21 protein-coding genes are annotated in these 17,692 nt (G+C 46.9%); 15 read left to right on the forward strand and 6 right to left on the reverse strand.

Features of this window, described 5'->3' with window-relative positions; genetic code table 11:
- Positions 1-12: 12 nt before the first annotated feature.
- The 4 genes from ispD to CBE72_RS01070 form a co-directional block, all read right to left on the reverse strand.
- Positions 13-765: a 2-C-methyl-D-erythritol 4-phosphate cytidylyltransferase gene (gene ispD, locus CBE72_RS01055; RefSeq protein ID WP_100141919.1), complete on the reverse strand. Its 753-nt coding sequence runs from the start codon at positions 763-765 to the stop codon at positions 13-15.
- A gap of 28 nt (positions 766-793) precedes the next feature.
- The gene (ftsB, locus tag CBE72_RS01060; protein ID WP_100141920.1) at positions 794-1,096 is read right to left on the reverse strand and encodes a cell division protein FtsB; all 303 of its coding nucleotides are present in this window, start codon (positions 1,094-1,096) and stop codon (positions 794-796) included.
- Between the two features lie 163 nt (positions 1,097-1,259).
- Positions 1,260-2,237: a phage integrase gene (locus CBE72_RS01065; protein ID WP_100141921.1), complete on the reverse strand. Its 978-nt coding sequence runs from the start codon at positions 2,235-2,237 to the stop codon at positions 1,260-1,262.
- A gap of 106 nt (positions 2,238-2,343) precedes the next feature.
- Positions 2,344-2,958, reverse strand: a complete 615-nt coding sequence (locus CBE72_RS01070) for a LexA family protein (RefSeq protein ID WP_100141922.1) — start codon at positions 2,956-2,958, stop codon at positions 2,344-2,346.
- Between the two features lie 150 nt (positions 2,959-3,108).
- Here CBE72_RS01070 and CBE72_RS01075 point away from each other — a divergent pair, with 150 nt between their 5' ends.
- The 15 genes from CBE72_RS01075 (at position 3,109) to CBE72_RS01140 (ending at position 14,553) form a co-directional block, all read left to right on the forward strand.
- A complete protein-coding gene (locus tag CBE72_RS01075; RefSeq protein WP_100141923.1) occupies positions 3,109-3,333 on the forward strand; it encodes a YdaS family helix-turn-helix protein in 225 nt (74 codons plus the stop codon).
- Positions 3,330-3,593 carry a hypothetical protein gene (locus CBE72_RS01080; protein ID WP_100141924.1) on the forward strand — a complete coding sequence of 88 codons (264 nt, stop codon included), beginning with the start codon at positions 3,330-3,332 and terminating at the stop codon, positions 3,591-3,593. Before CBE72_RS01075 ends, CBE72_RS01080 begins: the two co-directional genes overlap by 4 nt.
- Before the next feature lie 11 nt (positions 3,594-3,604).
- Complete coding sequence (locus CBE72_RS01085; RefSeq protein WP_100141925.1) at positions 3,605-3,787, forward strand: hypothetical protein; 183 nt, start codon at positions 3,605-3,607, stop codon at positions 3,785-3,787.
- Positions 3,784-4,005: a hypothetical protein gene (locus tag CBE72_RS01090; protein WP_100141926.1), complete on the forward strand. Its 222-nt coding sequence runs from the start codon at positions 3,784-3,786 to the stop codon at positions 4,003-4,005. Before CBE72_RS01085 ends, CBE72_RS01090 begins: the two co-directional genes overlap by 4 nt.
- A 54-nt stretch (positions 4,006-4,059) precedes the next feature.
- Entirely contained in the window at positions 4,060-4,302 is a 243-nt protein-coding gene (locus tag CBE72_RS01095) for a hypothetical protein (protein ID WP_100141927.1), read from the forward strand.
- An 11-nt stretch (positions 4,303-4,313) separates the two neighbouring features.
- Complete coding sequence (locus CBE72_RS01100; RefSeq protein WP_100141928.1) at positions 4,314-4,922, forward strand: 3'-5' exonuclease; 609 nt, start codon at positions 4,314-4,316, stop codon at positions 4,920-4,922.
- A complete protein-coding gene (locus CBE72_RS20040) occupies positions 4,919-5,095 on the forward strand; it encodes a hypothetical protein (protein ID WP_157929013.1) in 177 nt (58 codons plus the stop codon). The genes CBE72_RS01100 and CBE72_RS20040 overlap by 4 nt, the downstream gene beginning before the upstream one ends.
- A complete protein-coding gene (locus tag CBE72_RS01105; RefSeq protein ID WP_100141929.1) occupies positions 5,088-7,448 on the forward strand; it encodes a replication endonuclease in 2,361 nt (786 codons plus the stop codon). The genes CBE72_RS20040 and CBE72_RS01105 overlap by 8 nt, the downstream gene beginning before the upstream one ends.
- Positions 7,423-7,683 (forward strand): hypothetical protein, encoded by a 261-nt coding sequence (locus CBE72_RS01110; RefSeq protein WP_157929014.1) that lies wholly within the window; start codon positions 7,423-7,425, stop codon positions 7,681-7,683. Before CBE72_RS01105 ends, CBE72_RS01110 begins: the two co-directional genes overlap by 26 nt.
- A complete protein-coding gene (locus tag CBE72_RS01115; RefSeq protein WP_100141931.1) occupies positions 7,674-7,925 on the forward strand; it encodes an ogr/Delta-like zinc finger family protein in 252 nt (83 codons plus the stop codon). Before CBE72_RS01110 ends, CBE72_RS01115 begins: the two co-directional genes overlap by 10 nt.
- 77 nt (positions 7,926-8,002) lie before the next feature.
- The gene (locus CBE72_RS20610) at positions 8,003-8,170 is read left to right on the forward strand and encodes a Com family DNA-binding transcriptional regulator (RefSeq protein WP_100141932.1); all 168 of its coding nucleotides are present in this window, start codon (positions 8,003-8,005) and stop codon (positions 8,168-8,170) included.
- Positions 8,139-9,158 carry a DNA-methyltransferase gene (locus CBE72_RS01125; protein WP_229671895.1) on the forward strand — a complete coding sequence of 340 codons (1,020 nt, stop codon included), beginning with the start codon at positions 8,139-8,141 and terminating at the stop codon, positions 9,156-9,158. The genes CBE72_RS20610 and CBE72_RS01125 overlap by 32 nt, the downstream gene beginning before the upstream one ends.
- A gap of 191 nt (positions 9,159-9,349) precedes the next feature.
- Positions 9,350-9,634: a hypothetical protein gene (locus CBE72_RS01130; protein WP_206191783.1), complete on the forward strand. Its 285-nt coding sequence runs from the start codon at positions 9,350-9,352 to the stop codon at positions 9,632-9,634.
- Positions 9,635-9,661: 27 nt separating this feature from the next.
- The gene (locus tag CBE72_RS01135) at positions 9,662-11,638 is read left to right on the forward strand and encodes a site-specific DNA-methyltransferase (protein ID WP_100141934.1); all 1,977 of its coding nucleotides are present in this window, start codon (positions 9,662-9,664) and stop codon (positions 11,636-11,638) included.
- Positions 11,638-14,553 carry a type III restriction-modification system endonuclease gene (locus CBE72_RS01140; RefSeq protein WP_100141935.1) on the forward strand — a complete coding sequence of 972 codons (2,916 nt, stop codon included), beginning with the start codon at positions 11,638-11,640 and terminating at the stop codon, positions 14,551-14,553. Before CBE72_RS01135 ends, CBE72_RS01140 begins: the two co-directional genes overlap by 1 nt.
- Before the next feature lie 230 nt (positions 14,554-14,783).
- Here CBE72_RS01140 and CBE72_RS01145 read toward each other — a convergent pair whose 3' ends face one another.
- Both CBE72_RS01145 and CBE72_RS01150 read right to left on the reverse strand, forming a co-directional pair.
- Entirely contained in the window at positions 14,784-15,803 is a 1,020-nt protein-coding gene (locus CBE72_RS01145; protein ID WP_100141936.1) for a phage portal protein, read from the reverse strand.
- Positions 15,788-17,554 (reverse strand): terminase large subunit domain-containing protein, encoded by a 1,767-nt coding sequence (locus tag CBE72_RS01150; RefSeq protein WP_100141937.1) that lies wholly within the window; start codon positions 17,552-17,554, stop codon positions 15,788-15,790. The genes CBE72_RS01145 and CBE72_RS01150 overlap by 16 nt, the downstream gene beginning before the upstream one ends.
- Between the last annotated feature and the right edge of the window lie 138 nt (positions 17,555-17,692).

The following is a 17,692-nucleotide window of genomic DNA, read 5'->3' on the forward strand; positions in this document are numbered from 1 at the left end:
TTGTTCCTGTATTTAGTTGCCCCGCTGATGCGCCAGATAAAGCGCCGCCAGTGGTAAGTCGTCCGGATGGGTTACCTTGATATTGTCACTGCGGCCGCTGATAAGCGCCGGGTGTACTCCGCGCCACTCCATCGCCGAGGCTTCGTCTGTCACCAGCACACCGGCGGCCAGCGCGGCTTTCAGTGCCTCGGTCAAAGTAAGCAGTGGAAACAGCTGCGGCGTTAGCGCATGCCAGAGTGCTTCTCTGGCAACCGTTTCACTGATGCAGCCATCAATGCCGCTGCGTTTCATGGTATCGCGCACCGGCGCTGCCAGTATCGCCCCTTGTGGATATTGTTTCCGTGAAGCAAGCAGCTTATCAATGTCGCCATGGGTCAAGCAGGGTCTGGCAGCATCATGCACCAAGGCCCAGGTATTGGCAGGCAATGGCTTGTCGGCAACCAGACTCTCAAGCGCCGCCAACACCGAATCGGCGCGCTCTTTACCGCCAGTGACAGTCTCCAACTTGGGATGACTGGCCACAGAGAGTTTGCCAAAGAAGCTATCTTCCGGATTCAGCGCCACTATCACCCTTGAAATACCACTGTGGCTCAGCAAAACCTTGAGGGTTTGCTCCAAAATGCAGGAGCCAGCGAGCGGCAGATACTGCTTGGGACAGTCGGCGCCCATGCGACTGCCTATTCCCGCTGCTGGCACTATGGCAATCACTGGTTCATCACTGGGGAGCCCGGCCGCTATGGCTCGGGAGGAATTAGATTCGCTCATGGATATCCGTTATGTTGAAATTGGGCCGTTACTGATTGGCCAAAGACATAGAACGCTGTTCACCACCAACAACCCGGTAAAAGGTTTCACCCTTCTTGATTAACCCCAATTCATTGCGGGCGCGCTCTTCCAGGGCTTCGGTACCGCTGCGAAGATCGCGGATCTCCTCTTTCAATACCTGGTTACGCTCTTCGAGCTTGGCATTGCTGTCATTTTGAGCCGCTATCTGCTGCTCAAGATGAAAGTACTCCGGCAGACTGTTTTCTCCCAGCCAAAGACGATATTGCAGTAGCCCCAGCAGCAAGACGATGACAAAAAGCAGTCGTTTCATGGTGATAAATTCAGCTCATGCCCTAAAAATACGATTAGTGTTGATAGTACAACAAAAAAGGCCACCAAGTGGTGCTTTTTAATGTTGTTAGAAATCAGCTACTTACTTTTAATATCAATGATTTAGGGAGATTTAATTCCCGAAGAAAACCGCCAAAAACCACCTATTTGGGGCAAATTGTGGACATTGGCCTAAAAGTGATAGCGTCTTGCAAGTGGTCAGGCGCAAGATGCGCATAGGCCATGGTTTGCTCGATTGTGCTATGACCAAGGATTTTTTGTAATGTCAAAATATTCCCCCCGTTCATAACAAAATGGCTGGCATAGGTGTGTCGTAGCACATGCGCAGCCTGCCATTTTGGCAATTCGAAGCCTAAACTCTGAATGACTTGTCGAAACTCAAGATATGACACATCAAACAGTTGACCACTTTTGCCATTATATATTTCTTTAAACAATTCTGCAGTGATAGGGATCGTGCGATTTTTACCGTTCTTGGTGTCCACAAAAGTGACTTTCCCACTGGCGAGCTGACTACCTTTTAAGTTAGCCGCCTCGCTCCATCGTGCTCCAGTTTCGATACAAATCTTGGCGACTTTTAGCGCATCCCCCTGTAAATTGTCTAGCAGCGTTTGGATCTCTTCTACCGATAAAAAACCCATTTCTCTCGCCCTAACCTTCATCTTGGTTAACCCTTTTAGCGGGTTTTCACCATGAAAGTCATCAGCCTTAATCGCTACCGTAAACACACTGCTCAATAACATTTGGTCACGGTTAATGGTGTTGGCACTCGTTCCAGCAGCCGTTAGCAGATGGCGATACTCTAACCACTGCGGTCTGCCGAACTGATAAACCTTCAAGTAGTTGAGCAATCTATCAATACGCTTTAAACGCCTAAAGTCACGATCACCACTTTTTAAGTATTGGCCGTGACGTAAGTACCAGGACTCGATCATCTCCGTGAGCGACCTATTATCACGCGGTTTATCAATCCAGCCGTTACTATTTCGAGTTGAGACAACCCAGCGTTCATATTGCTGCGCTTCCGCTTTTGTCTTAAACACCTTGCGGTAGCGTTTGCCATTTCGTCCTTGGGGACGAACATCGACACGGTAACCACCGTCAATTTTGATAATACTCATAGCAATTAACCCATCAAAGCGCGTCGATTAAAAGAAACTAGCTGATCATCAAGAACTCTGAAGCCACTGAGGTGTCGCTTGATGTCGAGCCTTCTCCACGCATGCTCTATAGCATTTTTCCGGTGAAAACCACTTTGCCAACGATGGTGCAATTACCATTGATTTCGACAAATTTATTTGGCCAGTCGGGGTTGAGTGCTTTGAGGTACTTTTTGCTGCCGTCGAGGATCAATTGCTTAAAAGTGGCTTGGTTGTCGTCATCAAGTCGCGCGACTACATAGCTACCACTATCGGGTTGAATTTCGGGGTCGACATACAGCAAATCACCTGGCTTAAAGTCGGGTAACATGCTTTCGCCTTCCACTTTGACGATAAACGAACGTGCACTGCACTTTATTGGACAGGGGTAAAGCTCCACATCAAAAGGCGACACCTCTTTGATTTCCGTCCATGCTCCCGCCTGCACCATGCTGATCAATGGCAAGTAATTCCCCGCTGCCGCCACCACTGTGGCGTTATCTATTTGTCCAATTCCAAAACGTAAAAACTCGGGCGTAGTCTGTAATGCCTCCGCTAACTGTTCGATATTTCTAGGATTTTTAGTCACGCCTGCTTCAATTTTTTGCAAAGCAGTTTGACTCGTCATTGCCCTTTCAGCGACCTGGACCTGAGTTAAACCAAGTTGAATGCGCCTTTTTTTTATTCTCTCTGAAATATCCATATATCCCCTAAAAGATCAGTTAGTTAAGTAAATCCAAGCTTACTACAAACAACTTTTATTCATTATTAAAACTTTTAAGGATATTTACAAAGGCCTTAAATTCGTATTTAATGCGCCTAAAAGTAATAATTAACCGTTTAAAGGATACCCATGAGTGCTGTAGAGAAGGCCGTAAGAATCATCGGTGGACAAACTGCAACCGCAAAGCAGCTCGGTATTGGTCAAAGCCACGTTTGGAAATGGCTCAATGTTTTTAAGCAAGCGCCAGCCAAGTACGTAAAAAAGCTTTCAGCATTGACCAACAACGAAGTCACGGTAGAGGAGCTACTCGCCGACCACGAAAACAATCTGAAAAACAAGGACGAGCGCGAATGAACGGGAACCAACACAACACAAACAACCGCAGCACGGTGATTTTGCAACCCGATATGTTGCCACTGACATTAAACGCCTATGCCAGCCGGACAGGCCAAACGCTAAAGGCGGTGCAACACCAAGTGGCATCCGGTTTTTTACCAACCATGCGTATTGCGGGCAGCAAGCTGATTTATGTCAATCAGGCGCAGATGGTGATGTCGTCACTAGATGCTGCTGGTTGGAATGTCATTACTCCAAGTAAGAAATACTCCCTCTAAGGAAGCCTCTCATGGAAATCATCGTTCGCCCATTTGGAGCAAAAACAGAGAACTTGGTCAGCCGCAATATCGCGGTACCTAAGTACATGCAAGGACAAATCATTTCCAAGCCTATGACTCCCGAACGTTTCTCCCGCAACCGTTGGATCGTTGGCAAGTTGCGCGAAAAGCACTTTGGCAAGGGGGCTAGATGATCACGGCGCAAACAGTCATCAACATCAACCGCAATGTGCCGGCCACGCCGATTATCCGCTCATTCTGGTTACGCCAACACGAAACCTACAGGGATATAACGACACAGTTGGTTGACCGGGACGAACAAGAAGCCGCGCAGCGGACCAACGAAGTGGCCAAGGCTTACTACGACTTGTGGCTGAATTCAGCACCCGGTCAGCCCTACTCCAAGCGTTGACCCTACCGACTCAGCCTAATTTACCGACACGTTAATTGTTTCTAGGGGTAGAAAATGATTAATCACACAGCACCAAGTTCAGTTTGTATCAGCCTCGGCTCCATTTTCAGAAAGGTTCGCGCCATGCGAGGCATGAGCGCATCACAAGCCGGGCAGTTGGCGCAACTTCCTACTGATGAATGGCTACGTTTTGAGTTGGGGATGCCCACTCGTCAGCCTGTTTCCTATACCGCATTGCTCAATGTAGCCCTGGTGCTGAGATTCCGTATCTCTGCCATTTCCATATTCAACGCATAAACGAGAAGATCATGACCTCACCTTATTTCCAAATTGACCGTCAGCGGGCCTTGTGTGCCGCCCAATACTGGCTGACTCACAATGCCATTGTTCTTGATACCGAAACCACAGGCCTGGAATGGGGCTGTGAAGTCGTTGAAGTGGCCGCGGTAGAAGTCGCGACCGGGAATGTCTTGATGAACACGCTGGTAAAACCCACTCGCCCGATCCCGGCCGAAGCTGAGGCCATTCACCATATCAGCAATGAGATGGTGGCCGACATGCCTGGTATGGATGACGTTATCCGAGACATCAATATGATGTTGGCTGGACGCCATGTGGTGGCTTACAACGCCGCATTTGACCGCAAGATGCTGATGTCATCACTGACCGCCTATCCCGACGATGAACTGCACTTCGGCTTGAGTATCAATAAAGGTCCATTGGCCTGGCATTGCGGCATGTTGACCTATGCGGCATTCAAGGGAGATTGGAATCACAGCCACGGTGATTACCGGTGGCACTCATTGGTGAACGCCGCCAAGCAGCAAGGTATTTCCATTCCTGGTAACCCACACCGGGCTTTATATGACTGCATGCTCACGCGTGAACTCATTCTCAAAATGGCTGAGGCCGCATGATGACTGCTTATGCCAAGGCGTTGGTTCAATACGCTGCACAATTCGGCCGCTTGAGTGAGGAAGAAGCTGAGCAGCGTCTGGACACTTGGTTGGCGCCATCTTGGCGTTACCGTTCAACACCACCTGCAGCAGGAACATGGGTGGTTTCGGAACTGACTGATACCGATGATTAATCCCGTCAGCGTTAAACGCCGTCCCTATTCTTTAGATCAGTTACCTGAGCCTGGTTCAGCCCATTGGTATGCCGAACGCACCGATGTTATGGATGATTGGCAGGTTGACCTCTGGCAACCTTTGGCCGGTAGACGCCGTCACCTAGTCAATACCGAATTACTTTATCGCCCCCTTTTTGAGCGACAAACGCCGCTCGCGGGGCCAGAGTTCATCCGTGAATTACTCGCACCACTGCCACACCGCATTCGCAACAAGCTACAGCAGGATTACCACCGCGCCGGGGCAAATGCCAATGCTCTGGAGCAGTTGCAACAAAGCGTTAAGCAATTGCTGGCGGTATGGAAAAGCTATCCGTTTCACCATTTACCCTACCTGCAAGCCGTTCGCGGCAGTGAACACGATGATGAACCATTGCTCCCAAGGCGCAATAACTCGGCACCCCGTCAAAAGTCGCCAGTGAGTGATATCACCTACTTCGATGTCCTCGCGGGTAAAGCGCCCGCGGAAGTAGACAATAGCGAGCCACAGGAAACGACATCGCATCACTCCCCGTTTCGGGGTTATGAGTGTTTACGCCAGCGCAAGTCCAAGCGGCTGCAGACTCTGGCCAACAACATTACCAATAACATCATGCAAGCCGTTAAAGCCGCTGCCGACAGTCAGGCAGAGAATGCTTTCGAGGCGGCCTATGATGCTGCGGCGGCTATGTGCCAACAATGGGGTGTCATTCCACCCTATTGGGGCGCAGTAAAACGCGACCATATTGAAACAGCAGCTGAGTGCGGCATTTTGCGGATGACTTGTCCCAAATGGTGGGGGCGTCAATTAGCCAGGCTGCGGGATATGTGCTGCGAGCACATGAACATCACCGCAGGGTTGGTCAACCCTGACCGCCCTTATGTAAGTGAAGAAGCGTTTCAAGAATGGACTGTGCAACAACGCACGGCCATGAACTGGCTTGAAAACACTATGATCGAAAATGACGAAGGCGTCATTTTGCCATTGATAGAAGCCGCAATGGCCGGCAATGCCAACCCATCTAATCGACTGGTAGAGCTAATCGTGCGGGCCAAGGGACTGGAAGAAATGGCTGATGAAGCGGGCATGAAGGGGTTTATGGTGACGCTGACCTGCCCAAGCCGCTTTCACCGGGTATCAACCAAATGGCACTTAGGCAGCCCACGTGAAGCACAGCAATACCTGGTGGGCCAGTTTGCCAAAATTCGCTCTGCGCTCAAGTACCGTGATATCGCAATGACCGGCCTACGCGTTGCCGAGCCACACAAAGACGGTACCCCACACTGGCACCTGGTGTGCTTTATTCACCCACAGCATGAAGCCGATTTCAAAGCCATATTTCATAAGTATGCCTTTCAAATCGACGGCAACGAGCCAGGGGCCGAGGCCCACCGACTGATTATTGATCCAATAGACAAGACCCGCGGCAGCGCCGTTGGCTATGTCATCAAGTACCTGTCCAAAAACATCGCAGGCGAGCACATGCAGGGCGAACTGGACTTTGAAACCGGCGCCCAAGTCGCCGACAGCGCACAGTGGGCTACCGCCTGGGCCAGCCGGCACCGCCTGCGCCAGTTTCAATTTTACGGCACTCAATCCGTACAGATATGGCGGGAGCTGCGCCGCCTTAAAAGTGGGCCACAGTCACCGGAAATTGAAGCCGCCCGCGCCGCGGCTTGCAGCTCAGACTGGAAAACCTTTGAAGAAGCGATGACCCAGGCCCAACTGAGACTCAGCTACGACATCACCGAATGCGGCAATGAGTATGGCGAAGCCGTCAAGCGCATTCAGGGACTTGAGGGCATCGCTTTTGGTCGTGCTCGGATGTTGGTTACACGAGGTGAGCGCTGGAAGCTGCGCAGTGCCACCGATGCAGAAAAAGACGCAGTCAACACCTTGAAGCGCCAACGCGCTGCCCTTTTTGACAGCGAAAAGGCCAAACCCAAAGAAGAACGGCTATCCCGTAAAGCCTTGAAAGAGATCATGCCCAAGTGGCGCCAGCCTCAAAACAGTGAACTTTCGCTGTTGTCTGGTGCTTTTGCTCTTCCTTGGACTTGTAGGAATAAGTGTACAGACCCCGCTGCAGCTGAGTTGCCACCGCGTCTGAAAACCGCATTACGCCACATAGGGATCACCCATCCGGAAGATATTGACCGGCTATTACATAAGGGGCAAACCCTGGTGAACGATGAAGGGGAACAATGGTGGGTCGATGATGGGCAATTGCGTTACTCACCACCACGATATCGTGCCATTCAAGGCATCCCCCTGGCCGATTTGGTACAAACCATGGAGGAACAACACAAGCATGAACATGCTCATCCAGGGCAATGAGTCGCCGGCCAGAATAGCGATCCTGCTGGCCCTGACCAATATCCGCTCTGACGCCATAAGAGGTGGGTTAACTGACTACTTTTGCAAAGGCTTCAGCATCAATAATGCTGCAGCCTTTAACCGTCTCGACAGCGCCAACTTACGCCGAGCCATCGCCAGGCTTAACCAAGTGGCCGGCTTAATCGAACAATTGAACGGCTTAGCACTACCCAATCAGGAGAACCCATGCGCATAACTTGCCGAACCTGCGGACAAAAAGCCATTATCCAAAGCACCAAGGATGCAATCCCCGGTTATGCCAAGATGTACTGCACCTGCACAAATCCCCACTGTGGTCATACGTTCGTGGCGACCTGGTCACATCAACACACGCTCAACCCCGGGCTGCAATCAACATCCGAGGCGATGGTCAACCTGGTGCGTTCATTGGAGCCTCAACAACGGGCCAAAATTATCAAGCAATTGCAGCTGATTTAACCTTTTCAGTCGGTCAAGAGGTAGTGCCCAAAAGGGCTAACGGGTATACTGTACATAAAAACAGTATCCATCTTTTAATGACCGAATTTCGTTGTATCCGTTGTACCAAATTGCTGGCCCGTATCCAGGGCCAACTCGCGGACATAGAAATCAAATGTCCTCGATGTAAACACCTTAACCAGAGCGCCAAGAGCACCCAGCCTGGTAATGTTAATGACTTCCAACCTAACACTGCTTCACGGTGATTGCCTCACCGAACTGACTAAACTGCCCGACAATAGCGTTGACCTGATTGTGACCGACCCGCCTTACTTTCAAGTCAAGCCGGATGCCTGGGATAATCAATGGCCTGATGTAGAAAGCTTTCTGGCCTGGCTTGATAGCGTCAGCGCCGAGTTGTGGCGTGTCCTGAAACCAGCCGGCACCCTCTACCTATTTTGCGGCCCCAAGTTGGCAGCCGACACCGAGTTACTACTCAGAAGCCGTTTCAATATCCTGAACCACATAGTGTGGGCCAAGCCTTCCGGCCCCTGGAACCGCACCCGTAAAAGTGAGCTGCGCTCCTACTTCCGAGCAACTGAGCGCATTATTATGTGCGAGCACTACGGCGCGGAAGGCTTCGCCAAGGGCCGCAGTGGCTACTATGAAAAGTGCAAAGCGCTGCGCCAGCATGTCTTTGCTCCCTTGATTAACTACTTCCAGGAAGAAAGGGCCCGCGCCGGCGTCAGCAACAAGGAGATCAATCAAGCCACCGGAACCCAGATGGCCAGCCATTGGTTTACCGCTTCACAATGGCAATTACCCAATGCTGAGCAGTATCAAAAGCTGCAGGCCTTGTTTACTAAAAAGGCGCTGGAGCGGGACTATGACACGCTGGAAACTGAGTTTGTGGCGCTGCAGCGACAATACCAAGGTTTGGCACAAGAGTTTGATGACTTGAAAGCACAGTACCAGCACTTACGCCGGCCATTCAGGGTATCCAAGGATGTACCGTTTACCGATGTTTGGCACTACCCCGCTGTGCCCTACTACCCAGGCAAACATCCCTGTGAAAAACCCGCAGCCATGCTCGAGCACATCATTAATGCCAGCAGTCGCCCCGGAGACGTTGTCTTGGATTGCTTTATGGGTTCAGGCTCTACCGGAAAAGCCTGCAAGGCACTGGGTCGGCACTTCATCGGGGTAGAGTTGAATGAAGATTTACTCAACCGTATTAGAACCACACTGACGTAAGTATCGATGGTGATAAGACTGTCGATCCTTCTAGCTTATGCTCCGGCATCGTTTTTTGCTTTAAATTTATTCATACAGTATCGACTTCTCAAATACTGCATAAATAACTGCCTATTAAAAACCCAATCAATACTGTAGTTTTGCTACGATATTTGATATCGTAGCAAAAAACAACTATTGAGGGAGTCAGGATGATTTCAGGGTTAAAAGGTGGAAATTGTATTCTTAGCTCTATGGCAAAAGAGAGAGTTAAGAGTGGCATTTTAGATCAAGCGCAAATAGTGGGCTTTAAGAGTGAGTATACAGTAGTTTTTAACGGTGAGGAGTGGAATGGTGAACCACTTGTATTGAGTAGTTCTAGGCAACCTTATGAAGCTCGTATATTTAAGAGTTTAGACGGTGCTATCGCTGAGTTAATTAGGATTGGCCTTACCGAAGCATCTATTAAAATCATACTAAAATCAGATAACGATTAATAGTAATTCATTTATTTTGGAATGAAAATGAACATAAAAAAAGAGACCGTATATTCAAATATAGAAACTGCAAACAGTAAGCAGCTAACAATTCTCAAGAAGTACTTCCCCAATTGCTTTGATCGTGATGGTAACTTCATTCAAGAACGAATGCTTGAGGTTGTAAATAAAAGTGAAATTGAATTATCGAAAGAAAGTTACTCACTAAACTGGCTGGGTAAGTCATACTCACGCCTGTTAGCGAACCTGCCACCTAAAACTCTAATTCATGCAGATGCTAAGCACAACTCTCTAGAAAAAAATAAAGATAGTAAAAACTTGCTTATCAAAGGGGACAATCTTGAGATTTTAAAACATCTAGTTAATGCCTATAGTGAGAAGGTTAAGATGATATATATCGATCCTCCTTACAATACTGGAAAAGACGGCTTTACATACCAAGATAATCGTAACTTTACCAAAGAACAGTTGTCTGAGCTGGCAGGAATCAGCCTTGATGAAGCATCAAGAATATTAGAATTTACTGACAAAAACTCTAGTAGTCATAGTGCTTGGCTAACTTTTATGTATCCTCGACTGTATGTTGCGAGAGAATTTTTGACTGACGATGGAGTAGTGTTCATTTCTATCGATGATAATGAACAATCACAGTTGAAACTCCTATGCGATGAAGTTTTTGGTGAAGCAAACTATGTCGGAACAATTATTTGGAAAAATGTCACTGACAATAACCCTTCTAACATAGCAATTGAACATGAATATATAATTGTATACTCAAAACAGAAGTCCCTACTTGCTAACGAATGGAAATCAAATTTATCTGATGTTAAGGATCTGCTTATACGCGTGGGTGAAGAGTTCAATTCAAAATATCAAAACCCTGAAGAACTTCAATCAGCATACACTACTTGGTATCGAGAAAATAAAAGCGAGCTATGGCCATTAGAAAACTATAAGTTTATTGATAAACATGGAGTTTACTCTGGCGAAAGAGGTGTACATAACCCTGGTAAAGAAGGATACAGGTATGACATCATTCACCCTACGACTAGAAAACCTTGTAAACAACCATTGATGGGATACAGGTTTCCAGAAGAATCCATGAATAGAATGATTTCTGAAGGCCGTATTATTTTTGGTGAAACGGAAGATAAACTTGTAGAGATCAAAGTTTACGCAAAAGACTATAAACAAAAATTGAGCTCAGTTTTTCATTTGGATGGTCGAGCGGGTGCAAATGAGCTTAAATCTCTATTCCCAGATGTGGTCAAAGCATTTACTAACCCAAAAACAACAAAACTAATTGAAGAGTTGATTTCATTTTCTTGTAAAGACGATGGCATTGTTATGGACTTTTTCTCTGGTTCAGGAACAACAGCAAATGCTGTTTTAAACTTAAACAGTCGTATTAATAGTAGATTTCAATTTATTAGCGTTCAGCTTGACGAAGAAATTGGGCATGATACTGAGTTATATAAAAAAGGATATAGAACGGTTTTTGATGTTACAAAAACTCGCATAATTAGAGCTTCTGAAGTTATTAATAGAAATTGTAAAAACAATAATCTAGACCTTGGTTTCAAGATCTTTGAAACAGTTGATGACTTCCGAGTAGAAGACGATGAAAAAGAACTATCACTAGTCAACTTCACAATGTTTGACGATGTCCTTCTTACTGATGAACAATACTATACCTTACTTACTACGTGGGCTCTCTATGATGGTTGCGAATTAACAACCCCAATCTACGATATAGATTTGGATGGATATATCGCACATCTCTGCGATAGACGTTTATATATGATTGCTCCAGAGTTTAGTAGCAATGCACTTAGAGCTTTACTTCATAGACTAGATGACACTGAAGATAAAGATTTTTATCCAAACAAGATCGTTTACTATTCAAATAATTTCGATAGTGTTAAACAAATGGAATTGAACGAAGCACTGAAGAACTACGCAAATAAAAAATCTATCGAAATTGACGTGGTGGTACGTAACTAATGAGCAAAGGATTTACTTTTGAAAAGAACCTACCACACCAAAAAGCAGGTGTCGATGCAGTTCTTAATATGTTTATTGGTGCAGAGCCTCAACAAGCTGATGATCATAGCATCAGAATGTTAGCAAACGCTAAACTTTCAATAACCAAGCAACAGCTTCGCTCAAACATCAAAGCAATTCACGAGTTTAACGGAATCGAGCACAGCAAAGAGTATTACAATGAAAACAGTAATGTTATTGACGTATCAATGGAAACGGGAACAGGTAAAACTTACACCTATACCAAAACAATGTTTGAGTTAAACAAAACCTTTGGTATCAATAAGTTTATTGTCATTGTACCTACTCTTTCTATCAAAGCCGGCACTGTAAACTTTCTTAAAAGTGATGCACTCAAAGACCACTTTCGAGAAACAGAGCGGGAACTTAAAACGTATGTGGTAGAGAGCAAAAAGTCCTCTAATAAAAATACAAAATCTTATATGCCTCAGGCCATTCACGATTTTGTTGAAGCAAACAATTACAATAAGAAATACATCCACGTAATGGTGATTAACTCAGGAATGGTGAATTCACCATCTTTGACTGAAGTGTATGACCGTGGTTTGTTAGATAATAGATATAACACGCCAATTCAGGCTATAAGTGCGGTAAACCCATTTGTTATTATTGATGAGCCTCATAAGTTTCCGAAAGCTAAGACCACGTGGAAAAATATTGAGAAGTTTAATGCGCAATACATCATTCGTTATGGTGCAACATTCAATGAAGAGTATGAAAACCTTGTCTATCGATTGACCGCCGTTGATGCATTCAATGATGACCTCGTTAAAGGTGTCAATGCGTTCATTGAAGAAATGGTGGGAGATGATACTGCCAGTTTAACACTTAAAAAGTCTACAACTATTGAAGCATCCTTTGAGTTGAATGAAAATGGTTCAAAAACTATTGTCAAAGTTGGAAAAGGTGAATCTTTAGCAAAAACTCACCCTGAAATTCATGACTTATACATTGAGTCGATGAATACAAAGATGGTTGTACTCAGCAATGGTATTGAGTTGAAAGTTAATGAATCAATTAACCCTTACTCATACTCTGATACACTTGAAGACAATATGATGCGTAGAGCGATTAAAGAGCATTTCAAGGTCGAAAGAGAAATGCTAACACAACGCCCTCGAATTAAGCCATTAACCTTGTTTTTTATTGACGACATTGAGGGATACCGTGATGGAAATAATATCTCTGGCAGCTTGAAAACCAAGTTCGAGGAGTGGACGTTAGCTGAAGCAAAGGCACTACTAAAAACAGAAACAGATAAGTTCTATAAACGATATTTAGAGAAAACTATCGCTGATATAAGCAGTGTTCACGGTGGTTACTTCTCAAAGGATAATAGTGATAAAGATGAAAAAATAGAGCAAGAGATTAATGAAATTCTGCACGATAAAGAGCTACTTCTATCGCTAGATAATCCTAGACGTTTTATTTTCTCTAAGTGGACCCTTCGAGAAGGGTGGGATAATCCAAATATCTTTACGCTTTGTAAATTACGCTCAAGTGGTAGTACAACATCGAAGCTTCAAGAAGTCGGACGTGGTCTACGTTTGCCAGTCAATGAGTATATGGCTCGTGTGAATGGTGAGTTTAGACTGAATTACTTTGTTGATTTTACAGAAAAAGATTTTGTCGAGTCCTTAGTGCAAGAAGTGAATCAAACGTCTTTCAAAGAAACAGTTCCATCTAAATTGACTCAAGAACTAGAAGATAAAATATTATCGAAATACCCTAACCTTGAAGCGCTCGACTTGATGATAGTTCTGCTTGAGAAAGGGATTATAGACAAAAGTAAAAACTTACTTGGAGCGACTGCTTATACGCAATTAAAAGAGTCTTATCCTGAAGCTTTCCCAAGTGGCATTAAAAAAGGCAAAATCAAAGTAGCAACAGAAGGCAAGAGTCGTTCAAAAATGCGTATTGGTAAGTTTGATGAACTTAAAAAACTATGGGAAGTCATCAATCAGAAAGCCATTCTAGAATACAAAATAGCTAGTGAGAAAGATTTTCTAAACCTTTTTACCAAATACTTACTTGAACAGTCAGATAAGTTTAAAAAAACAGGTGTACAAACACGTATTGAAAAAATTTACATGAGTAACAATACTGCCATGTCAAAAACGATTTTTGGTGATGATGATGACTTCACTAAGTTCTGTACTATGACATACAAAGAGTTTATTAATACCTTATCAAAAACGGCTCTAATCAAGCCATCTACACTGCACAGAGCTTTTGTGTCAGTACAAGATATAATTAACATTACCGATTACTTGAACATTCAGACAATCAGAAAAATTAAATCTGGCTTTAGTAAATTCTTGTTACATAACTCATTTAACAAGTTTGGCCTTGGCTATAACATCATATCTAACAGTCTGCACCCAACTAAATTTACTGATGAAAATGGTCAACCTCGAGAAAATGTTGCAGCAAGCGATCTCGGTATCCATTCAGATTACTCTTTGACGCCTTTAGACACTTATCTCTTTGAAGATGTTTTTTACGATTCTGAACTTGAGAAACGTAATATCACCGATGGTGAAATTGAATCTGTATCGGTCTTTACTAAGCTTCCTAAAAATTCAATAAAGATCCCTGTATCTGGTGGTTACACTTACTCACCTGATTTTGCTTACGTGGTAAAAACTAGCAAGGGTGAATACTTGAACTTTATTATAGAAACAAAGAATATTGAAGGGAAAGAGAACCTTAGAAAAGAAGAAGAGCGTAAGATTGAGCACGCTAAGGAACTTTTCAACCAGATCAGTAAAGAAGTGAAAGTAGAATTTAAAACTCAGTTTGCAGGTGATGTGATTTATGAATTAATCAAGCAAGCGACCACAACAAGAGTTTAACTATCCGAAGGGAGGCTCAAGGCCTCCCTATTCAATACTTGACATCAAGCATACCTTTTGATGATATCAAGCGTCAGTTGGTAATCTATTCATCAGGCCCTTCATTAGAGAAAAGAGTGGTATTATGCCGAGTTTGCTGTGGCGCTGACCAACTTGGGGATCCATGCTGGAATGGAGCTGCCAGTTGTTGACCCATTCATCCCCCAGGGGTTGGTGTGGGTGAAACCCAATTAAGGTTCACGCACACTCAGTGATCCCAGCTTAGCCAAGTCGGGGTCACTGTTGATAAACTCCACAATATCACGCGCCAGTGGCAGCACTTCATTGCTCTGATAGACATCATTGGTTTTGAGGGGATCCCCAAGCCCTGCCGCGCCCTGGGGAATAATCCCCGCCATCCCGGCCGGAAAGCGGTTGGCCGTCAACACATCCTGGGCGCTGATATTCTTGGCGCTGGCAAACTGATCTTTGGAAGAAAAGTCACCAATGGGGATCACCTGGATCCCCTTCTCTTTGCCATCCGGGATATTGATAAACATATTGCGAAAGTTACCCGCCCCCTTACTGCGAGCCAGGGCGCTTTCTATCGCCTTCTTGTCCGGATCACTGAGTTTCGGATCTGACGCGTACAGCAAGTAACCCATGTGGGCGCCGTTCTTGTAGTAGCGCCGCTTGAACAGCGTGGCATCGGTATTGAGCATGGCGGATTGCAGACCACCGATATAATCCGGCATGCCATACACTTGCTGCATCGGATCATACTGCGGCAAAAAGGCCACATTCTCGGCCCGATATGGCCGGGCGGTAACATGCCCGTACACATCCTCTTCCAGGTACTTGAAGTGCCCATCCGGGCAGCGGCGTAAATAGTGGGTCGACAGCGGATAGGCCTCCACGACACCGCTGGCTCGATTGCGGATTTTCAATAAGGCCATATCGCCAAACAGCAGGTAGTTGTGAATAGCCGGCCCCAGGACATTGCGGGTCAGTTTTCCCTTGGTCTGAATGGCGTTCAAAATCATATTGCGCCGCGCCAGCAGTACCGGCCCTTGGTAGGCATTGCCATTGGCAACCTGATACAGCAGTTTGCGGTCAAGCGGCGGCTCATAGTATCCAAACTCTTCATTGAGGCGAACGCCGGCCATGTCGGTCAGCCAGGTATCCTTGAGCAGCCTCTCGGCACTGCCAAATGAAAACGCCATCACACTGTCTTGCTGCTCGGCGCCGGCGTCACTCAGTAAATTTTCCATTCACTCTTTCTCTCTATTTCGTTGTTCAAAGGCTCTTTACTACAGGCATGAGCCAGCGCAAAAAAGTCATCTGCATGCCCGGTTTCCTGGGTGCGGTTGGCGGCAAAGGTCACGCTGTTACCGCTGCGGGTCACCACCCGGCGTATCGCCAAAAACGACAGCGCAATGTCTTTGTAATCGGCATCCCACAGCAGCCGTTTTTCATCCACCAAATCCACCATCTTGAACACCAGGGAGTTTTTCGACTCGATGGAGTAGTGAAACCCCATGGTGATCCCCGGATATTTCTCATAAACCAAGTCGTAGACATCCCGGCCAATGCCGGTCATGTCGATACCAATGTGGGTAACTCGGTACTTGCCGCACATCTTGAAGATTTGCTGCGCCTGGTACTTGGCGGACATCCCCTTAAGGCGTACCCGCTCCAGTAAGCGATGCGGGGACTTGGGCGTTTCAGGCGGCGCAATCGCCACCAATGAGGCCGGATCCGTGGTGCGGCTCGGGTCATAACCAATCCACACCGCCTTTTCCCCGAACGGCCGCGGCGTATGCCAGGCAACATCCCGCCAAAGAGCCGAATCTGTCATGCAGTGCATGATTTTGTTGAGGGTAAAAATGGCGTTGGCGCTGCTGACAAACACGCACATGAACAGGTTTTGAAATTCCAGCTCAGAGCGCTCGTTACGCAGCTGCTCAAGGTCAACCAGGTCAAAGCCCTGGGCGACCGCATCTTCCATGGTGATGACATAGCGCCACTGCCCATCGGGGCATAAACGACCGCCATCGCGGTATTCATCAAAGGTGGGAAAGGGGACGGTTTTACGCTTAGGGTCATTGCCCTTCCATTCATCCCCGGTCCAGAACGGATAAGCCGGATGCTCTTCACTGGAAGGCGTGGAGAAGTAGGTCAGGCGCCAGTGCTTATGGGTCGCAATCGCACTGGATACCTTCTTCACCTTGGCAAAGTCGCGGATCCAAAAATACTCATCGGTGTAGAGGTGGCCGGAGTAGCTCTGCGCGGTATTGGAGTTGGTGCCCAGGAAACGCAGCGTGGCTTTTCCTTTGGCGGTATGCAGCACAATCGGATTGCCCGACAGCTCGATATTGAACAGCTCATGGGCAATTTTGATGATGTAAGTACGAAAGACCTCAGCCTGTGCCCGGCTGGCTGACAGGAAGATTTGGTCATCACCGGTCAACACAGCCTGCATAAAGGCTTCGCCGGCGCAGTAGTATGTCCAGCCCACCTGCCGTGATTTCAGAATATTGCGGATCCGCTGGTGCAGGTTGTCGTGCATCCGTCTTTGGAACGGGTACAGGCACGCCAGCCACTTCTCCAGATCTGCTTCACTCAGCGAGGTGACATCATTCTTTATCGGACGGCCGCGGCGTTTACTTTTCGGTTTGTCATCACTGCTACCCGGCCCCGGGCTGATAGCCTGCTGACTCGCCTCGCTCTGGGCGGTGCTTTTTAACTTGGCGGCGACCAGCTTCAAGTGCCGGTCAATCAGCAGCTCCAGCTCTTTCACCTGCAGGCTGTTCTTGACCGGTATATCCAGCAGCGACTGCACCCGGCGCTCGATACTCTCCAGCAAGCCGAACTCATGCAGTTGCTCTGCCCAGGCATATTTGGAGATCCAGGCGTAAACCGTACTGCGCGGCAAGTTCAGCTCCCGGGCGATTTCATCCGGGGTGCGGTGCATCAGAAAAAGGCGGCGGGCGGCGTGACGGATTTCTTCGTTGTAGGCCATGACTGCATTAGTGGGGAACAGATGCGGCCATCATAGGGGGCCAAACTCCCGGTCCAATGCGCTTTTATTCCGGGCTATTCCGCGATGGTCAATATCGGAATAAGCCGGGATTGACGCGCATGCGTCGCCTGCTGACTG

Source organism: Shewanella carassii (genome assembly GCF_002777975.1).
Classification (GTDB): Bacteria; Pseudomonadota; Gammaproteobacteria; order Enterobacterales; family Shewanellaceae; genus Shewanella; species Shewanella carassii.